The sequence below is a fragment of the Syntrophorhabdaceae bacterium genome, from assembly GCA_035541755.1.
Classification (GTDB): Bacteria; Desulfobacterota; Syntrophorhabdia; order Syntrophorhabdales; family Syntrophorhabdaceae; genus PNOF01.
Genome location: DATKMQ010000044.1, coordinates 1 through 14,677, shown reverse-complemented (window position 1 = coordinate 14,677; position 14,677 = coordinate 1). Strand labels below are relative to the sequence as shown.

The window sequence follows — 14,677 nt, the reverse complement described above, 5'->3', positions numbered from 1 at the left end:
ACCGAAATATAAAATCTGATTGATTCCCAAATCCCATCAACAGATAGACTGCTTTCCTGGCTACCGAGCCCCGTCGCTCAAGAGGACCACGCCTATAGTGCGAAGAAGAATCTTGAAATCGAGCATGAGGGACATGTTCTTCACGTAGTAAATATCGTACTCAAGCTTGTTTTTCGCGTCTTCAATAGACGCACCGTACTGGTAGTTTATCTGGGCCCATCCGGTCATACCGGGCTTTACTGAGTGGCGGGCGAAGTAGTAGGGCACTTCCTTTTCGAGAAGCGCGACAAATTCCGGCCGTTCAGGCCTCGGCCCCACAAGACTCATGTCGCCCTTGAATATGTTCCATATCTGGGGGATCTCATCCATGTGGGTGAGTCGTAAGAACCTCCCGATTTTAGTCACCCTCGGGTCTTTCTCCTGTGCCCAGCGGACGCCTTCGGTCTCTGCATCATGGCGCATGGACCTGAACTTGTAGATCGTAAAGATCTGCTGTCCTTTACCCATCCTGCGCTGGCTGTAGAGCACAGGGCCCGGGGAATCAAGCTTGACCGCAAGCGCGATAAGCCCCATGAGGGGGGCGATAAAGAGAAGGAACAACCCCGAGGTGATAAGATCCATAAGACGCTTGAACTTCTGGATATACTCCTTGTGGAGCAGATAGAAGCCTTCTGCGAAGAGGAGCCACTGGTCGCCGATGTTACGCACCGGAATCCGTCCGGTCAACTCTTCGTATACATCGGCCATGTCCCGGATATTGATGCCCTGAAGACGGGCGTCAAGGATGTTCCGTATGAGAGAAGCGGATCTGTTCTTGGGGATAGCAAGGATCGCCGTATGGACCCCCACCTTTCTCGCGATCTCTGTAATCTGCCGGGAGCTACCCATGATGGTCGGTGATCTGCTCTTACCGAGCTGCGCCGGATCATCGTCTAAGAACCCCCTGATCTCATAGGGAGAGAGCGGGGACTTGAGCACCTCATAGATGGCCCTGCCGCAGGCACCTGCACCCACGATCAAAGCGGGTACCCTAGGGGCAGTCTTCTGGAAGATAAGACCGTAGAGAAACCGCCAGATATTGAAAAGCCCCCAGACAAGGAGTACCTCGATGGCCATAATACCCCGTCCGTATGGGCCATAAGGTACGAGATAGAAGGCGATCATGGCCACAAGACCGCCGGCGGTTACGGCAAAAGCGCTCCGGTAAGCCATCTCCCAGGAACGGAACGAACGTTCTACATTGTAGAGATCGAAGATGTAGAGGGTAACCGGATAGATCACGATGGTAATGAACGAGGCCACGGTATACTCCTTGAGGGTGTTCAACGGCATACCGAACCGGATCCAGGTGCTCAAGAAGTTGGCGAACATGACGAGCAGAAGATCGCCCATAAAGAGGAGCCAGCGGAACCGGGGGAACCCTACGGAGACCCCGCCGGTGTTCCTCGTCGTATCATCTTTCCTGGAGATGGAGATGACAAATGGCGATTCTGACGCGAGGTCACCCCCGTGATGAGACGCTATCTCGTTTACCGGGGGGTAAGAGAGGTCAGGATTCTGTTCTCTCCATTTTCTTTTCTTATCCATAGAATTTTACGGCTCTCTCCTCTACAGATGCTTGTAAATGAACTGCGGTATGTAGTATTTCCTTTTATTGAAAACAATGCCCAGTACAACCCCGCCGCTTTTCTCTATCTTTTCTTTCACGCTTAAGGCCACCTGCCAGCGGGTTTTCTCCGCTTCAACAACGAGGATTACGCCATCTACCTGGGAAGCAACAGCGGGCCCGTCGGGAAACATCATGGTTGGCGGAGAATCCACAATGATGAGATCAAACCTTTCCTTCAAGGGTTCCCAAAATCCCTGGCCCTTGGCTGAATCAAGGGTGCGCGGTGTAACCATGGTCTTCTGGAAGAGTGGCATTACATAAAGGCTACTCTCCTCGACCTGGCACAAGGAGTCTTCCATCGGATCTGCGGCTTTTTCCTTGTCTTCCGGTACATCTTCGTCGCCGTTTCTCCGGCTTACCTTTGTGTATATGTGGTGTTCCGGTCTACTTCTATCGAGGTCTATGAGAAGAACGTTTTTTTCCATCCGTAGAGAGGCGGCCTTGGCCAGTTCCCGCGCGACTGTGGAGGTGCCTTCATTCGATCTTGACCCCACAAAGAGGACTGAGCGATGATTGATCCCGGGGAGTGCTGCAGTAATCGTTTGATACAGAGAAATCATTTCCGATTCCATGTCAACGTCGACCCTGCCGGGTTGACGAGACACGGGCAGCGAGACGGAAGGGGCACGGGACTCAGGTTTATCCGGCGCCGATTCTCCCCTGCGGGCATTCTCGATAGCCTCGAAGATCTTACTCACCTTAACCTCCAGCCGGCGGTCACGCTACCGCCGTTCCATTTCTTTATATGGATGGTCTGAAGAGCTTTCATGTTCTCTTTGTTGATGTACCAACACATTCCCCTGTGTTGCCGGCTACCCGAAGATTTCTCGCGTAACCGTTTCCTTCTGCTACTCCTCAGCATCAATTAGCAACTTATGTGCCACAGTAACATAGAATCGTAACATATTGAAATATTTGACCTGTATTACAACGACTCAATTATCTCCAGCAAAATACTACATTTTTTGTGGGTAAGGCTACATATTTGGCGATACATAATCTTACGTGATGAGACATTCTTTTGCGACACAAGACAATCTCGCACGCCGCCACCGCGGAATAAAGATCATAAAATCACCCAATTACTACCTAGAAAATCTATGTAATTCGTAGTATAAAGATAGCCAAATCCAGGGCGATCCGACTACTACTAATGCTCTGCTACTCTTCTTGTTTGTGAGATGTGGGAAAAGTAATGGTACTGCCTCTCAGAATGAGATTCGGGTCCGCAATCTGAGGATTGCTTTTACGGATGAATTGTAAAACCTTTGTATCTGAGTTGCCGTACACTTCCTGTGCTAATTTGGAAAGGGTGTCGCCACGTACCACCGTTTTGGTGACGGCCTTGTGGTCGTCATTCACGGCAGGGGGCGGTGTCTCCCCCTTGGGCGGCAAAGACTGCGCCGGGGTATCGTGATCATCGCGCGCGGCCGGGGTCTCAACCCGTTCCGGCTGACTCGCAGAATCAGTCAGATGCCTGTGCCCGCGCGATAGCATCACAGAGATCTTATCGAAATCGGCTTCCTTATAGAGCGCAAGCCAAACCGTGCCGCCGAGAAATAATAAGATCATGGCCGAAACCGCAGATACCCACCATCGAGCAGTCGAGGACTGTTTGAGCCCTTCAAAGTCCCGGATTATCTCTTTTGTTATTTTCTGCGAAACAGGTTTTTTGCGGTAACCGAACCCCGTGATCAGGGCGTTGTCACAGAGAATGTTGAGTACCCTGGGAATCCCCTTGGCTCTTCGCACAATCGTCTTCAAGGCGCCTGGCGAGAAAACCGAGCCTGGGTTGGAGCCGGCCTTTTGCAGTCTGAACCGGATGTACTCGATGCTTTCGTGCGGCGTGAGAGGCAAAATCGTCGATCGGATGGCAAGCCGTTGTTTTAGCTGTCTTAACCTGTTCAAGTTGAGCTGCTCTTCGAACTCGGGTTGACCGACGAGCACGATCTGAATCAACTTGTCTTTGGACGTCTCGAGGTTCGAAAGCATGCGCAAGCTCTCAAGCGTATCCACAGGCATATTCTGGGCTTCGTCGATGATCAGTATGACCGTATTATCTTTCTTGTATTCTTCGATTAAGACCTCGTACAGCTTGTTGACCATCTCCAGAACGTCATTACTTTCCACGGGAAGGCCGAGCTCCTGATAAATGGTTTTGAGGAGTTCGTTGAAGGTGAGCTTTGCATTGAAGACGTATATGATCTTGAGGTGTTTTCTCTCTGCACTTTCCAGGTATGATCGAAGGATCGTTGTCTTGCCGACCCCAACGGCACCAACGATGGCAATAAATCCCTTCCTCTGCTCTATGCCATATATGATGGCGGCCAAAGCTTCTTTATGGCTCGGGCTTAAGTAGAGGAACTCCGGGTCCGGAGTGATGTGAAAGGGTTGTTTCTTGAGGTTGTAAAAACTCAAATACATAGCTCACTTATATCCCGGCAGGAATGTGAACGCTCATTAAGAAACCTGCACTCTTGAAGCAGCTTTTGCAAAGTCCCATACAGCGTTAAATGCTCTGTTTTTTTGCGATCGCAACCATTACGGGCAGGCCCAGGCGTCGTTCAGCGCTATAGGGTGTTGTCATGCCTGAAGCGCTGAATTCAAGGAAAAATGCGAGGGCAAAACCCGCCGCAATACCGCCCAGGAACCCTGCTGCTACCATCCGGTGTTTGTCGAGTTTCTGTTTCTTTGGCGTTGCAGGAATGGTTGCTTTTTCGACCACACTGATGGCGACCATCTTATGCCGGTCCATGTCGTCCATAATGAGGGACTCCTGAAGCTTTCGTGCATAGGTATCGTAGCTTTGTTCCTGCTGTGTCGCCTCACGTTTCAAATCTTGTAACTCGCGCCCACGCGCATCGAGGGCAAAAACCTCACCCTCTACCTGAGAAAACTGACGTTTCAGATTTTCGACCTTAGCTTTGACCACGGCCAGGTCTCCTTCAGCCTTCCCGAGTTCTATCTGTCTCAATTCTTCGTTGTTTCTGCCCATGGCATCCTTTGTCAGTTGGATTTCCTGACGCACGTTCTGGATTGCCCGGCTATTGTCCGTGTATCTCTCAGAAAGCTCCCTCTCTCTCTGCTGAAGGGCGGCCAGTTGTGATCGCATCTCCTGGGGGGTATCGGCCATCCATTTGGGGCTTCGTATGAAGGCGATCTTTTGATCGACTTCGGTCATCTGGTTTTGGGCGGCCTTGAGCGCCGTGTCGAGCATACTCCGTTGTTGTATCAGTGCAGTTTTTTGTTCATCGAAGGAAAAGACCCCGTGTTTCTGCTTGAATGTGGCGAGATTGCCTTCCGATTGTTTGAGCTTCTCCTCGATGGCCTTCTGTTGATTTTCCAGAAACTCGGTGCTGTTCCCGCTGAAAACTTCCAGGTGCTTGTCCTTGAAAGCGTCGACCAGCGTATTTACCACCCGGGGCGCCAGGTACGAGTCGGAATGGGTAAAGGTAACCTGTATCAGGCTCGAGCCGGGGACGTTCGTAACGCTCAAGTTCTCTTCAAATGACTTGATCGCCTTCTGTTCCGGCGTTTCCGTACCGGCGGTGATCTTGTTTGTCGTGGGATAGAGTTTTTCAACGCCGATGGTATTGATGACCTTACTGATGAGGTCCCTGCTCGTCAGTATGCTGATCTCACCTCTCAGGATTGTGTCCGGTGGAACGGAAAATCCGCTTCCTCCGTTCACTTCGGGGCGGTTCATAAACTCCCGTCCAAGCTTTACGAGCAACACGCTTTTCGACTCATACGGCCGCGGCATGATCAGGGCGAGAGCGGTGACCCCGATAAAGATCACGAGAAAGGTAATGAAGATCTTGTACTTGTGCTTAAACACGATCGTAAGAAGATCACGTATGTTGGTAAAATCAAAAGGTTGGTAATTCTGTTCCATCATCGATCATTGACCTCGGTTGTGGTTAGGGTCATCCGTTTAATGGACGGTTATAGTAGCGCCGGTATCGGGATACACCTGGGTAAATCCGCCGAAAGCGTATGCGTAAGGGTTGTGAAAGCCGGAGAACCCGGGAAATCCGCCAGGAACGACCCTGTTTATATACTCATCCACGAATTTATCGATCCGGGCTATATTGGATCTCGGGACATACACGATATCGTAAGGCATGAGAAAGATATTCTGGCTCATATCTGTCCCATTGATGACCTTTCTTAAGTCGAGATTCGCTGCCATGGGTTTTCCATTGGCGTCGTTACGAATCACAATGACATTGCTTAAGCGTGCCGTGTCGCGAAGCCCTCGAGCCTGGGCGATGGCCGCCATTACCGTGGTGGGGCCTCTTAAGTCGACGAGCCCGGGAAACGCCACCTCGCCATCCACAAAGATCTTCTCACCCGCGAAAGACCGCACGATCACCGCTATTTCGGGCTCCTTGAGCTCGGAAGAGTATTTTTGTGTGAGCACATTCTTCAATTGGTTCGGAGTGAGCCCGGCTGCCATGATGTCAGGAGCCAGTTGCAGAGAAATGCGGCCGTCCGGCCTCACGGGAAGAGCGAGCTCATTGAGGTCAGGATTGTGCATGAACTTGATGTCGAGCACGTCACCGGAGCTTATTACATACTCCTTCTGCGGGGAGCTCTTTGCCTGCTGTTCCATTTGACTGATGGAGGCCGGGTTCCTGACAGCATTTGGAGCGCATGCCGCTGCCATTACAACGAGCATTGAAAGACCTATGTTCATAAGCGTTCTCAATTTCATGTGCGTCCCTCCTATAACTTTAATGTGTTGTATTTACCGCAAGCTTGCCATACGGTTTAGGAAAATGCATAATCGCCTATGCCTGCGCAAGACAGAAGCGCAAGCCCTTCCGGTGCTTCATAAGTCGTGCTTCAAACGCCCCTAGCGCACTACGGGTCCTGGTGACTAGCGGGTCCTCGCAGCCGGCACGTCGGAGGAAGAAGGTCCTGAGCCTCTCGATCTCTCCGTCTCTCTGCCTCCCGGAACATCAGTCCTTGGAAGGCTGATGCTGTCACCTGCCTTGTACTGCTGTGATCTGCCGCTCACGTCTGTGATACGGGTCGTGCCATCGCCGCAGCTGACGAGCGCCGTGCTATCCTTTGTTTCCAGAACGATGCAACGATCGGCCTGACAGAATCCCGTGCTCAATGGAGCAAGGGCAAAGACGAGAACAGAAGTGAGTCCCGCGAGCCTACATGTTTTCTTCATGATGATTTTACGACCTCCCGTTCGTCACGTCGATTATATCATGCAGGGTAGCCCCGTGCAATTTCAGCTTCCCTGAGGTCCTTAGTACCTGATTTATATCCCGCGGGCGCGACGGAAGATGAACCCAAGCCACGAGCCTGTCATCTCCTGTAGTGTTAAGAACATGTTCATCCGTTTGTCACTCTAGGTTTGCCCGCCAGGCTCGCAAAGAGCAATCATAAATATAAGCTACCGCCATTCCATGATTATGGTTACGACAAGTGCCACCCTTTTTTCACCGCTTTGCATCACCGTCGCGTATGGATTTACATGCGCACGGTTCTTAATCTTATACCAGACTTCTCTTTCCACTACAGATAGAAAACTCTATGTATGACAATCGCATATTTCAAGGGGTTATCAATAATTCTTGATAGGTCTGGCAATGGCTCAGCCGGTCTTTTTGTTCGGCTTCCAAATCTCCCTGCTAGTCTTTCAAGATACAAGCCCGACACCCCCTACTTCATGATAATAGATAATTTTCGTTTTGTCAATAATTTACTGTTATTAGACGCCTATCTTCAGGTAATGTTTATCGTATCCATGTCAACTTAAGTTCATACAAACTAACACCATTTTTTCAGTCGCTCATTTAAGAGCAAATCACATGCCACGGCGTGGCCATTTCGGAATGTGTTGCTCTGTTTAACTTTGCAGATGGTATGATGAATTTTTGCCCCCGTGGAGCTACACTTATTGTAGGAGTAACTACATTTTTTGCAGGGATTTTTCCGTCTTAACGTTGTGTCGAGTCTCGATGCTGCCTCGACGGGTAGAATTGTGTTGAATGGCAGAGTGCCTCTGTGCTATAAAGATGCACGTTGGGCCGTTAGCTCAGTCCGGTAGAGCAGTTGACTCTTAATCAATTGGTCGGAGGTTCGAATCCTCCACGGCCCAAATAAAATCAACCATCCGCGCGATATTAGCCCGCACAAAATGTCACCATCGTCACCATTTGTCACCATTCCCCGACGCCTTTATTTACGGCCTCACGCTTGTAGTCCATTGACAGATGCGTATATATGGCCGTTGTGCTGATATTTGCGTGGCCCAACAATTCCTGGAGGCTCGCCACGTCGCTGCCCCCGTCTATTATATGTGTGCCGAAACAATGACGGAGCAGGTGAGGGTACACTCTCTTCTCTATCCCCGCGGCCTTCTTGGCCCTGGCTATGGCCTTGTAGATGCCGACCAGAGGCTTACCCGTCCTGGCAGACGGAAACACCAATTTGTCACCATGGACGAAATTATGGTAACAAATCAGATATTTTTTTAGCAAAGGCGTCATGGGGATGACGCGCGTCTTGTCCCCTTTACCTTTCGCCAGGAGATAGCCCTCGTCAAGATCCACTCTGTCCCATGTAAGGTTTAACGCCTCGGATTTTCTCATACCGGTCTGGTAGATGCAGAAAAACAGGACTCCGTATTCGGGCTCAAGGGCGTTGATGAAGGACCGTATCTCATCCCTGCTCAGGATCATCGGTTTGTCTGCCTTCCAGGGCAGCTGCTCGAACTTTGCGCGCTCTCCCCACATCTGCCGTATCATGTGCTGAAGGCACAGAAGCTCAAGGTTGATCATCCTGCTTCCACCCTTGGCCATCTTGGACGCTATCTCCTGTTTCCGTTTTTCCTTGTAGAGTAAAATCATTTCGGGCGTGATGCGGTCCGGCGTGATGTTCCCGAAGAAGGGAATGATCCGGGTCATGAGCATGTATTTCTTTATGCGGTGGGATTTGGGTTGTTGCTGCTTGACCCATCTGAGATAGTCGACTACCTTGTCGGAGATCGTGGCCCTGATGAGCGGTTTCTTGTGGGCGAGTTCCCGCCTTAATTCCTGCTCGTATTCATAGGCCTCTTCCTTGGTGCCCTTGACCGTGTAATAATACCGTTCGCTTTTTGACACATGAATATCGACGTGCCAACCGTCACCACGCTTTCTCACGGACATGCCTCTGTTATATGCTTCTTGGCGTGTTTAGTCAATTGTCTTTCTCTAAGCTGGATCGCGATCACCTTCACATGCTGTTTTATGTCGAGGCTCGATTTCTTGCCGTCAAGGCCCAAAGCGTGAAGGATGAGATCGAGTTTGTGCTCCATGCGGGCGGCCTGCTCTTCGTCGATCATGCGGCGACTCCGAGGGCGGGGGTGACGCCCTGCCATTCATCGTTTCGGACGCGGCGGTCAATCTCGGCCATGATCGCGCCGTACACTACATGGGCCTCGTGGCTGTTCTCACTCATGGCGTTCCTCGTGTTGACCAGATAGTATTGATTGACGTGACGTATGCTTGCCCATCCTTTCCCTGTCAGAAGCCACATATCACCAAAAGAGCCGTAGGTGTATCCCGGTATCTTGAAGCCGGCTTCCTCTGGTTCGAACTTTCGGTACTTCCTATCCTTCTTCTTTCGAAGTTGCATCAAAACATACGGAGGGGCAGGGCATTTTCACCTGTCGGACAGGATTTGGGCTATATTCGCGCGTCCCTTTTTGGGATACTAAGAAAATGCCCGCCGCCCCGTAAAACCTTCAAATTCCAACCTACCTCACTCACCGCCGTGCCGCGCTCACGCAGGGCGTTCTCAACCTTCTCTTCTATGGCTATGGCTTCTTGTAAACTTTCGTCGTCCCATGCCTCATAATCGTTCAACCGATACGCTTTAAGCATCGCTCCCTCCGTGACGTAAAGAAATCAAAAGGCAGACACACAAGATGCCTGCGTAGAAACCGGCGATGAAGGCGAGGACGGCTACCATTGAAACCTCTGCGGGGTGAACAAATACTTGAGCGCCTTGGCCAGTACTGACACGCGTGCGTTGCGCACCAGGAACCTTACGGCAAACTTCTGGCCGCGCGCATCGTGCGCAGTGAGCACGAACGGAGTGGCGTCTGTGGCGGCAAGCGTTTCTTCGGCTACGAAACTTTCGGGCGTCAGTTCTATAGGCGGCCTTGTCACGAATCCCCCGCTATCTTTTGATGAGTATCACCGAAGGTCACTTGCATGAGGCCTCCGCGAGCTTGCGGTCAGCCAAATCGTCAGATGGGTGAACCGAACCATAGAACCTGACTGAGACGATGTTGCCGCCGTGCGGGGTGAAGCGGATGCCAAGGTCGTGTATGTAAAAGGGTCTGAGTTCGGGCATCCTGGTATTGATCGTCGAACGCACGTGATCCATGGCCGTGTCGTAGCCCTTCTGGAACATGTCGCTATCGCCCATCGACTGCCTTCCGGCGAGGAAGGCGCAGAGGAGCGCGGCGGCCAGCAATCCTTTCTTTAACAGTTTGGCTTTCATAGCGACCTCCAGAGTCCCCAGAGGGACGTGAGAGAATAGGCGGCAAAGAGCATCGCCTGCCAGTAGAGGCCGCGCTTGTGGTTGAGCCAGACGAGGCCGATATTTCCCGGAAGCCAGATTGCAAATCCCCAGGGCGAGCCTGCGGCGTTGAAAGCGGCGCCGACGAGACCGCTAAAGACGAGTACCGCTTCACTACCGCTGACTTTCAAGCGCATAGTGATAAGGCCTCACGTGCGTAACCTAATAAATCGGCTATTTGATTCCTCGAAAAACCGAGCTTGCAAGAGGGTAACGTTTCGAGGGCTTTTATGTATCCCCGCAAGCACGCTTTCCTACCCGCGATCTTGCCCTGGTTGGAGAAGTTACCAATACCGTTTATAAACTGTTTTTCGGAGCCGACGCCCCATATCGGTAGTGCTGCGCTCATACAATCCTCCTTTCGTTTAGAATTCTTGCGGATCACGTGAATCTCCTTAGATCGGGAATATGGTGGAGTTTGAGCTTGCGCAAGGTTTCCTTGATCTGCCGGTTCTCTTCTTCCGGCGTGAGCCCGCTGTCTTTCTCCGGTGATTTATAACCGAATATCTGCGCCATGTACCTCATCCAGTGCTCCGGGGTTGTTTCATCGAGGATCGCCTTGATCTTTTCCCATTTGAGGGGCACGTCCGTGGAGTCCGGAGACAGCAGGCGGCTTAGGCGAGCCGTGGCCGTCCTTTCCTCAACGCCGGGATATATCCTGCTCGCGATCAACTTCGGCGGTTTGCCGGATGTGGCTATGGTGTAGGTGAGCACATCGTACTCATCCTCAAAGAACAGGCGGCCCTGGCTCAACCTGTTATTGGCGCCCATTCATCCCCCCGGCTGAAACAGGTTGAAAGAATGTTTCAGTGCGTTTCAGGTCTCGATTTTGGTTAAATTTTTTTGTGGCTGCCAAAGACTCGAAAATAATTGACAATGCCCCCGCCCGCGTGACAGAATTACCTTGCGAGAGTGTGAAACTGCCATGTTTGAGGGCGGGGGCCACTTTATTCTGGGGGAGCATGAGAGCTTTGACCAAGCCCAACAGAAGTTTTGCCGTCGGGACCGAGGGCCGCGTGATGATCCCTTGCCGGGCCTGCCGGGCAAGAGTGAGTGTGAGCCTGGAGAATTTAAAGAAGCTGTGGGCCATGAAATGTCCTTTTTGCAAGGCGGTCATGGCCGGGCCAAAGAGAAGGGGACGTGATTTTCCAATTTAGTTTCCAAATTCCCTGTCATTGGAAACAGGATATATGCAAATGCATAATTCTGTCAAGAAGAAAATATGCAAAAGAATACACAACTGATTATAGCCAACAGATTTAGAGAGCTATACCGCAATCTAAGCGAGAATCAGAAGAGCTTTGCCCTTAAGATAGGGTACTCTCAGGGTACGATTTCCCGTGTAGAGAACGGCCAAATCGCCCTGACAAGAAAGATGAAGCAAGCGATTAGTCGGGTTTTCCCTCAGGTCAACACTGGTTGGTTGGAAACGGGAAAAGGGGAGATGTTTGTTTCCGTGCCAGCCGCGACTGAGGAGCAGTCTATCACGCCGAGCAGCGCCTGTGATTTGGCGCCGCAAGATGATCAGGCGGCCTACGAAGCACTTGCTCAGATATTGGCCTCGGACGACGAGATCGTGAAGACTCTCGCCAGGAAAAGTTTAGGGGGATTCTTAAGCCTTATTCAGGCCAGAGGCGATCCGTCAAAAGCCAAGGGGGAGAAGAAGAAATTTCGAGCGGGCGGGCATGGAAAGTGATTACTGGCGGCGGGAGGAGCCGCGAGCGTAAGGAACGGCGCGAAAGGACGACTGAGGCGCTTCAGCGCAACCGCGTCGTGATGATCGACTCCATATCGCGGAAGGTGCGCGACCTGTACCCCGCAATACCTGAAATAGCCAAGAAGCTCATATTGTTTGTTGCCTGGGCGGGTATGATGATGGCGGATTGGGCCGACTGGCTCGATTTCGTCTAAAAGCAGTTAATAAACTACACACAGGGGGAATACCATGGGAGCATATGCAGTCGGTGGTGCGTTCGTATCGATGTTTTTCGCGCTTCTTTTTTTCGTCATTTCCATCGTGATTATGCGGTGGGCATTCAGGATCAACCACATTGTTGAGCGTCTCGACAAGATAGTTGATCTGATGAGCATCAATGCCGGCATCAGGAGGGAGTGACCGAAGAGCAGTGGATGGGATTGGATACAGGAGTAAAGCATCGAGCCTCCGCTGAAGAATTGAGGATTCTTGTTCCGACCGTCAAGCCTGGTTTTTTCTGGACTGGACACCTGGACGCGAGCGGTTACTCTCTCTGTTCTTCTTTCTCTAAACTCCTTTTCCTCGATGAGATCCCCAAATAACGAGTGGGCCATCATCTGTTCTGCGTCCGGGGCTTGGTTTTAACTTAAACGTCCTGTGACCTGTTCTGGCCGCCCAAAGTTCGGCCGCCCACTTCAGCCTGTCGTTACCGCAGTTCAAGTACTCAAATGCCATCCTCTTGTGGAATCCGGAGGCGTACTTCTTTATTGCCAAGATTAGCACCCCTTCTGACTCACCCATCATTATCAGTTTTCTGTAGTTATAGTTGGCAACGGCATTCTTAGCAGCCGAGCGAGCCTGATCAAACCAACCGTTCATCTTCATGGCATCCTCAGCAGCCTCACTTATAGGCATCATTCCGTCTGCAAGACAGCCGGCCAATGCATCAAATGCGCGATCATCTCCAATCTTTCCCAATGCTATAACGGCATTCTTGCGGACCAGGTCATTTTCATCTCTCGCAGCCTCAATCAGAGAATCAACCGCTCGCCGCTCCCCTATCTTTCCCAATGCCTCGGCGGCGGCCAAGCGCACGTATCCTGATTTGTCGCTCATTGCGGCAATTAATGAATCAATCGCCCGCGGATCTCCGATATCGCCCAATGCCACAGCTCCTGCATTTCGCACTTTAATATTTCCGTTTTTCAGGTCCCCCATCTTCCGATCGAACAGGTCTTTCTGCGACGGCATTATCTCGCCCCTCTCTTTAAGCAATTGATGTACCGCCTCAAAGGCCTCTGGCGACCACTGGTCTGTATCATTTTCCGTCCATATCCTCAGCAGATCCTCTGTGGTCTTTGTTTCCATATTCTTCCGAATATACTCGAGATTATTCATTCTGGGTTCTCCTTGTATTCCCAAGAAACCGTACGAACCGGAAGACCATCTGTCAGCCCTTTTTCCTCCTCATTCCTGACATCCATCATTTCTTTTCTATTATAGATGCCGGATAGCCTTTACCAGCAAATCGATCTTTGGTGACATCAACTATTTCTTTACCAATTTACCGTCCTGGCTTACGATCAGGTTCGTTCCTTGATCATACATGGTTCCCCTGATACGAATTTTACCCCTCGAGACGATTATGTTCATTGAGGGATCGAGCTGGATGGCATCAGTGTTTTCAGCGCGGAATACAGATCCTTTGTCAAACTGCATCCCCGGATCCTTTATTGTCCAGTTACCCTTCAGTACTTTTACCTCGGAAGTTACCGTCACCTTACCTTTTATCACCTCTACCAGGATTCCCTTCTTGCCATCCTGTGATAGTCTGATAGTCGCGGGTTCAGAAGCCATCTCGCTCTTGAGACGCTTCATCGTCGGCGGCGCACTTTCATCGGCGCTAAAAGCTGCGGGATAACAAACAATCCAACTCATCGCGATACAAAATACCGCACTCAACAGCGCTGTTCGGCTTTTCGAATTCATTTGCGTATCCTCCTTATGGTAGTCCGCGACTCGTAATGCCCAGTCAGTCCTCAACCTTTAGCCGTTGTTTTGCGAAGGGGCTACTGTCTTCATAGCACGCAGCCCTTTTATCATCCAGATGAATAAAAAGATTGTCAGTATAAACCCACCGATCCCGAGCGGAATGTCACCATGGGACAGAATTTGCAGCAAATTGACAATATTATAGATGTTAATAATGCCCGTCAGAACGATTGCAATGACGAAAGCAGCCCTACTGCGCTTTCTCGCCCGTTCCCATAACACAATGAAGGTACAGCCGAGGAACAGATCCAGCCACGTATACTTGTCGAAACCTGGAATAAAGTTTATCAAATGTAGAAGAAACCAAAACAGACAGCCCATTCCTATCCAAAGAATCGCACCTTGAGCAAGTTTAACTGGATCTTGCTGTGTTTTCTTTTTGGCGTAACGTTTATCTTTGTCTTCAGGCACTTTTTGATCTGGCAAACGTTCACCGCGTTCCTCAAGGATTTCTTTCACAACATGGAATGCCTCTTCGGAGTACTCATCTTTGTTATTCGATTCCCAGATTTTCAATAGATCGGCCGTTTTCATCGACTCCATATTACTTCGGATCTGTTGTGTCAGTTTGTCATCCATAATGGAGCCTCCTTTGCCGAGCGATCGATAATCTCAACCCTTTTTACAATACTACACCTGCCTAGGGAGGGATGACAAGCCGTTTTTTG

Annotated in this window: 20 protein-coding genes and 1 tRNA gene; 4 read left to right on the top strand and 17 right to left on the bottom strand. The window is 50.7% G+C overall.

Going from position 1 to position 14,677, the window contains the following annotated elements:
- Positions 1-60: 60 nt before the first annotated feature.
- From VMT62_03770 to VMT62_03745, 6 genes are all read right to left on the bottom strand, one after another.
- Entirely contained in the window at positions 61-1,587 is a 1,527-nt protein-coding gene (locus tag VMT62_03770) for a sugar transferase (protein HVN95523.1), read from the bottom strand.
- Between the two features lie 21 nt (positions 1,588-1,608).
- Positions 1,609-2,367 carry a CpsD/CapB family tyrosine-protein kinase gene (locus tag VMT62_03765; GenBank protein HVN95522.1) on the bottom strand — a complete coding sequence of 253 codons (759 nt, stop codon included), beginning with the start codon at positions 2,365-2,367 and terminating at the stop codon, positions 1,609-1,611.
- Between the two features lie 463 nt (positions 2,368-2,830).
- Positions 2,831-4,093 (bottom strand): AAA family ATPase, encoded by a 1,263-nt coding sequence (locus VMT62_03760; protein ID HVN95521.1) that lies wholly within the window; start codon positions 4,091-4,093, stop codon positions 2,831-2,833.
- A gap of 85 nt (positions 4,094-4,178) precedes the next feature.
- Positions 4,179-5,567, bottom strand: a complete 1,389-nt coding sequence (locus tag VMT62_03755) for a GumC family protein (protein HVN95520.1) — start codon at positions 5,565-5,567, stop codon at positions 4,179-4,181.
- Between the two features lie 36 nt (positions 5,568-5,603).
- Positions 5,604-6,386, bottom strand: coding sequence for a polysaccharide biosynthesis/export family protein (locus tag VMT62_03750; protein HVN95519.1), 783 nt, complete (start codon positions 6,384-6,386; stop codon positions 5,604-5,606).
- Between the two features lie 165 nt (positions 6,387-6,551).
- Entirely contained in the window at positions 6,552-6,854 is a 303-nt protein-coding gene (locus VMT62_03745) for a hypothetical protein (protein ID HVN95518.1), read from the bottom strand.
- Between the two features lie 862 nt (positions 6,855-7,716).
- Between VMT62_03745 and VMT62_03740 the strand changes: the two genes are divergently transcribed.
- A tRNA-Lys gene (locus VMT62_03740) sits at positions 7,717-7,790 on the top strand.
- Positions 7,791-7,851: 61 nt separating this feature from the next.
- On the opposite strand, the gene VMT62_03735 is transcribed toward VMT62_03740, so the two are convergent.
- The 8 genes from VMT62_03735 to VMT62_03700 all read right to left on the bottom strand — a co-directional run bounded on the left by VMT62_03735 (position 7,852) and on the right by VMT62_03700 (position 11,032).
- A complete protein-coding gene (locus VMT62_03735; GenBank protein ID HVN95517.1) occupies positions 7,852-8,835 on the bottom strand; it encodes a tyrosine-type recombinase/integrase in 984 nt (327 codons plus the stop codon).
- Positions 8,832-9,017 carry a hypothetical protein gene (locus VMT62_03730; GenBank protein ID HVN95516.1) on the bottom strand — a complete coding sequence of 62 codons (186 nt, stop codon included), beginning with the start codon at positions 9,015-9,017 and terminating at the stop codon, positions 8,832-8,834. Before VMT62_03730 ends, VMT62_03735 begins: the two co-directional genes overlap by 4 nt.
- Positions 9,014-9,310, bottom strand: a complete 297-nt coding sequence (locus VMT62_03725; protein HVN95515.1) for a hypothetical protein — start codon at positions 9,308-9,310, stop codon at positions 9,014-9,016. Before VMT62_03725 ends, VMT62_03730 begins: the two co-directional genes overlap by 4 nt.
- Positions 9,311-9,360: 50 nt before the next feature.
- The gene (locus VMT62_03720) at positions 9,361-9,558 is read right to left on the bottom strand and encodes a hypothetical protein (GenBank protein HVN95514.1); all 198 of its coding nucleotides are present in this window, start codon (positions 9,556-9,558) and stop codon (positions 9,361-9,363) included.
- An 81-nt stretch (positions 9,559-9,639) separates the two neighbouring features.
- A complete protein-coding gene (locus VMT62_03715) occupies positions 9,640-9,846 on the bottom strand; it encodes a hypothetical protein (GenBank protein ID HVN95513.1) in 207 nt (68 codons plus the stop codon).
- A 37-nt stretch (positions 9,847-9,883) separates the two neighbouring features.
- The gene (locus VMT62_03710) at positions 9,884-10,183 is read right to left on the bottom strand and encodes a hypothetical protein (GenBank protein ID HVN95512.1); all 300 of its coding nucleotides are present in this window, start codon (positions 10,181-10,183) and stop codon (positions 9,884-9,886) included.
- Complete coding sequence (locus tag VMT62_03705) at positions 10,180-10,398, bottom strand: hypothetical protein (protein ID HVN95511.1); 219 nt, start codon at positions 10,396-10,398, stop codon at positions 10,180-10,182. Before VMT62_03705 ends, VMT62_03710 begins: the two co-directional genes overlap by 4 nt.
- 244 nt (positions 10,399-10,642) lie before the next feature.
- Positions 10,643-11,032, bottom strand: a complete 390-nt coding sequence (locus tag VMT62_03700) for a hypothetical protein (GenBank protein HVN95510.1) — start codon at positions 11,030-11,032, stop codon at positions 10,643-10,645.
- A gap of 451 nt (positions 11,033-11,483) precedes the next feature.
- On the opposite strand from VMT62_03700, the gene VMT62_03695 reads away from it, so the two are divergent.
- Genes VMT62_03695 through VMT62_03685 form a run of 3 tightly spaced genes read left to right on the top strand, consistent with a single transcriptional unit; the run spans position 11,484 to position 12,377 of the window.
- Positions 11,484-11,957: a helix-turn-helix transcriptional regulator gene (locus VMT62_03695; protein ID HVN95509.1), complete on the top strand. Its 474-nt coding sequence runs from the start codon at positions 11,484-11,486 to the stop codon at positions 11,955-11,957.
- The gene (locus tag VMT62_03690; GenBank protein HVN95508.1) at positions 11,954-12,172 is read left to right on the top strand and encodes a hypothetical protein; all 219 of its coding nucleotides are present in this window, start codon (positions 11,954-11,956) and stop codon (positions 12,170-12,172) included. The genes VMT62_03695 and VMT62_03690 overlap by 4 nt, the downstream gene beginning before the upstream one ends.
- A 34-nt stretch (positions 12,173-12,206) precedes the next feature.
- Entirely contained in the window at positions 12,207-12,377 is a 171-nt protein-coding gene (locus tag VMT62_03685; protein ID HVN95507.1) for a hypothetical protein, read from the top strand.
- Between the two features lie 147 nt (positions 12,378-12,524).
- Here the strand turns inward: VMT62_03685 and VMT62_03680 are convergent, their stop codons facing one another.
- The 3 genes from VMT62_03680 to VMT62_03670 all read right to left on the bottom strand — a co-directional run bounded on the left by VMT62_03680 (position 12,525) and on the right by VMT62_03670 (position 14,588).
- Positions 12,525-13,355, bottom strand: coding sequence for a HEAT repeat domain-containing protein (locus tag VMT62_03680; GenBank protein HVN95506.1), 831 nt, complete (start codon positions 13,353-13,355; stop codon positions 12,525-12,527).
- A gap of 150 nt (positions 13,356-13,505) precedes the next feature.
- The gene (locus VMT62_03675) at positions 13,506-13,946 is read right to left on the bottom strand and encodes a hypothetical protein (protein ID HVN95505.1); all 441 of its coding nucleotides are present in this window, start codon (positions 13,944-13,946) and stop codon (positions 13,506-13,508) included.
- 57 nt (positions 13,947-14,003) lie between these two features.
- On the bottom strand, positions 14,004-14,588 hold the full coding sequence (locus VMT62_03670) for a hypothetical protein (protein ID HVN95504.1): 585 nt from the start codon (positions 14,586-14,588) through the stop codon (positions 14,004-14,006).
- Between the last annotated feature and the right edge of the window lie 89 nt (positions 14,589-14,677).

Coding starts and splice junctions, on each gene's coding strand:
- VMT62_03770 (HVN95523.1), bottom strand. CDS start 1,587: ATGGATAAGAAAAGAAAATGGAGAGAACAGAATCCTGACCTCTCTTAC.
- VMT62_03760 (HVN95521.1), bottom strand. CDS start 4,093: ATGTATTTGAGTTTTTACAACCTCAAGAAACAACCCTTTCACATCACT.
- VMT62_03755 (HVN95520.1), bottom strand. CDS start 5,567: ATGATGGAACAGAATTACCAACCTTTTGATTTTACCAACATACGTGAT.
- VMT62_03750 (HVN95519.1), bottom strand. CDS start 6,386: ATGAAATTGAGAACGCTTATGAACATAGGTCTTTCAATGCTCGTTGTA.
- VMT62_03745 (HVN95518.1), bottom strand. CDS start 6,854: ATGAAGAAAACATGTAGGCTCGCGGGACTCACTTCTGTTCTCGTCTTT.
- VMT62_03730 (HVN95516.1), bottom strand. CDS start 9,017: ATGATCGACGAAGAGCAGGCCGCCCGCATGGAGCACAAACTCGATCTC.
- VMT62_03725 (HVN95515.1), bottom strand. CDS start 9,310: ATGCAACTTCGAAAGAAGAAGGATAGGAAGTACCGAAAGTTCGAACCA.
- VMT62_03720 (HVN95514.1), bottom strand. CDS start 9,558: ATGCTTAAAGCGTATCGGTTGAACGATTATGAGGCATGGGACGACGAA.
- VMT62_03710 (HVN95512.1), bottom strand. CDS start 10,183: ATGAAAGCCAAACTGTTAAAGAAAGGATTGCTGGCCGCCGCGCTCCTC.
- VMT62_03705 (HVN95511.1), bottom strand. CDS start 10,398: ATGCGCTTGAAAGTCAGCGGTAGTGAAGCGGTACTCGTCTTTAGCGGT.
- VMT62_03700 (HVN95510.1), bottom strand. CDS start 11,032: ATGGGCGCCAATAACAGGTTGAGCCAGGGCCGCCTGTTCTTTGAGGAT.
- VMT62_03695 (HVN95509.1), top strand. CDS start 11,484: ATGCAAAAGAATACACAACTGATTATAGCCAACAGATTTAGAGAGCTA.
- VMT62_03685 (HVN95507.1), top strand. CDS start 12,207: ATGGGAGCATATGCAGTCGGTGGTGCGTTCGTATCGATGTTTTTCGCG.
- VMT62_03680 (HVN95506.1), bottom strand. CDS start 13,355: ATGAATAATCTCGAGTATATTCGGAAGAATATGGAAACAAAGACCACA.
- VMT62_03675 (HVN95505.1), bottom strand. CDS start 13,946: ATGAATTCGAAAAGCCGAACAGCGCTGTTGAGTGCGGTATTTTGTATC.
- VMT62_03670 (HVN95504.1), bottom strand. CDS start 14,588: ATGGATGACAAACTGACACAACAGATCCGAAGTAATATGGAGTCGATG.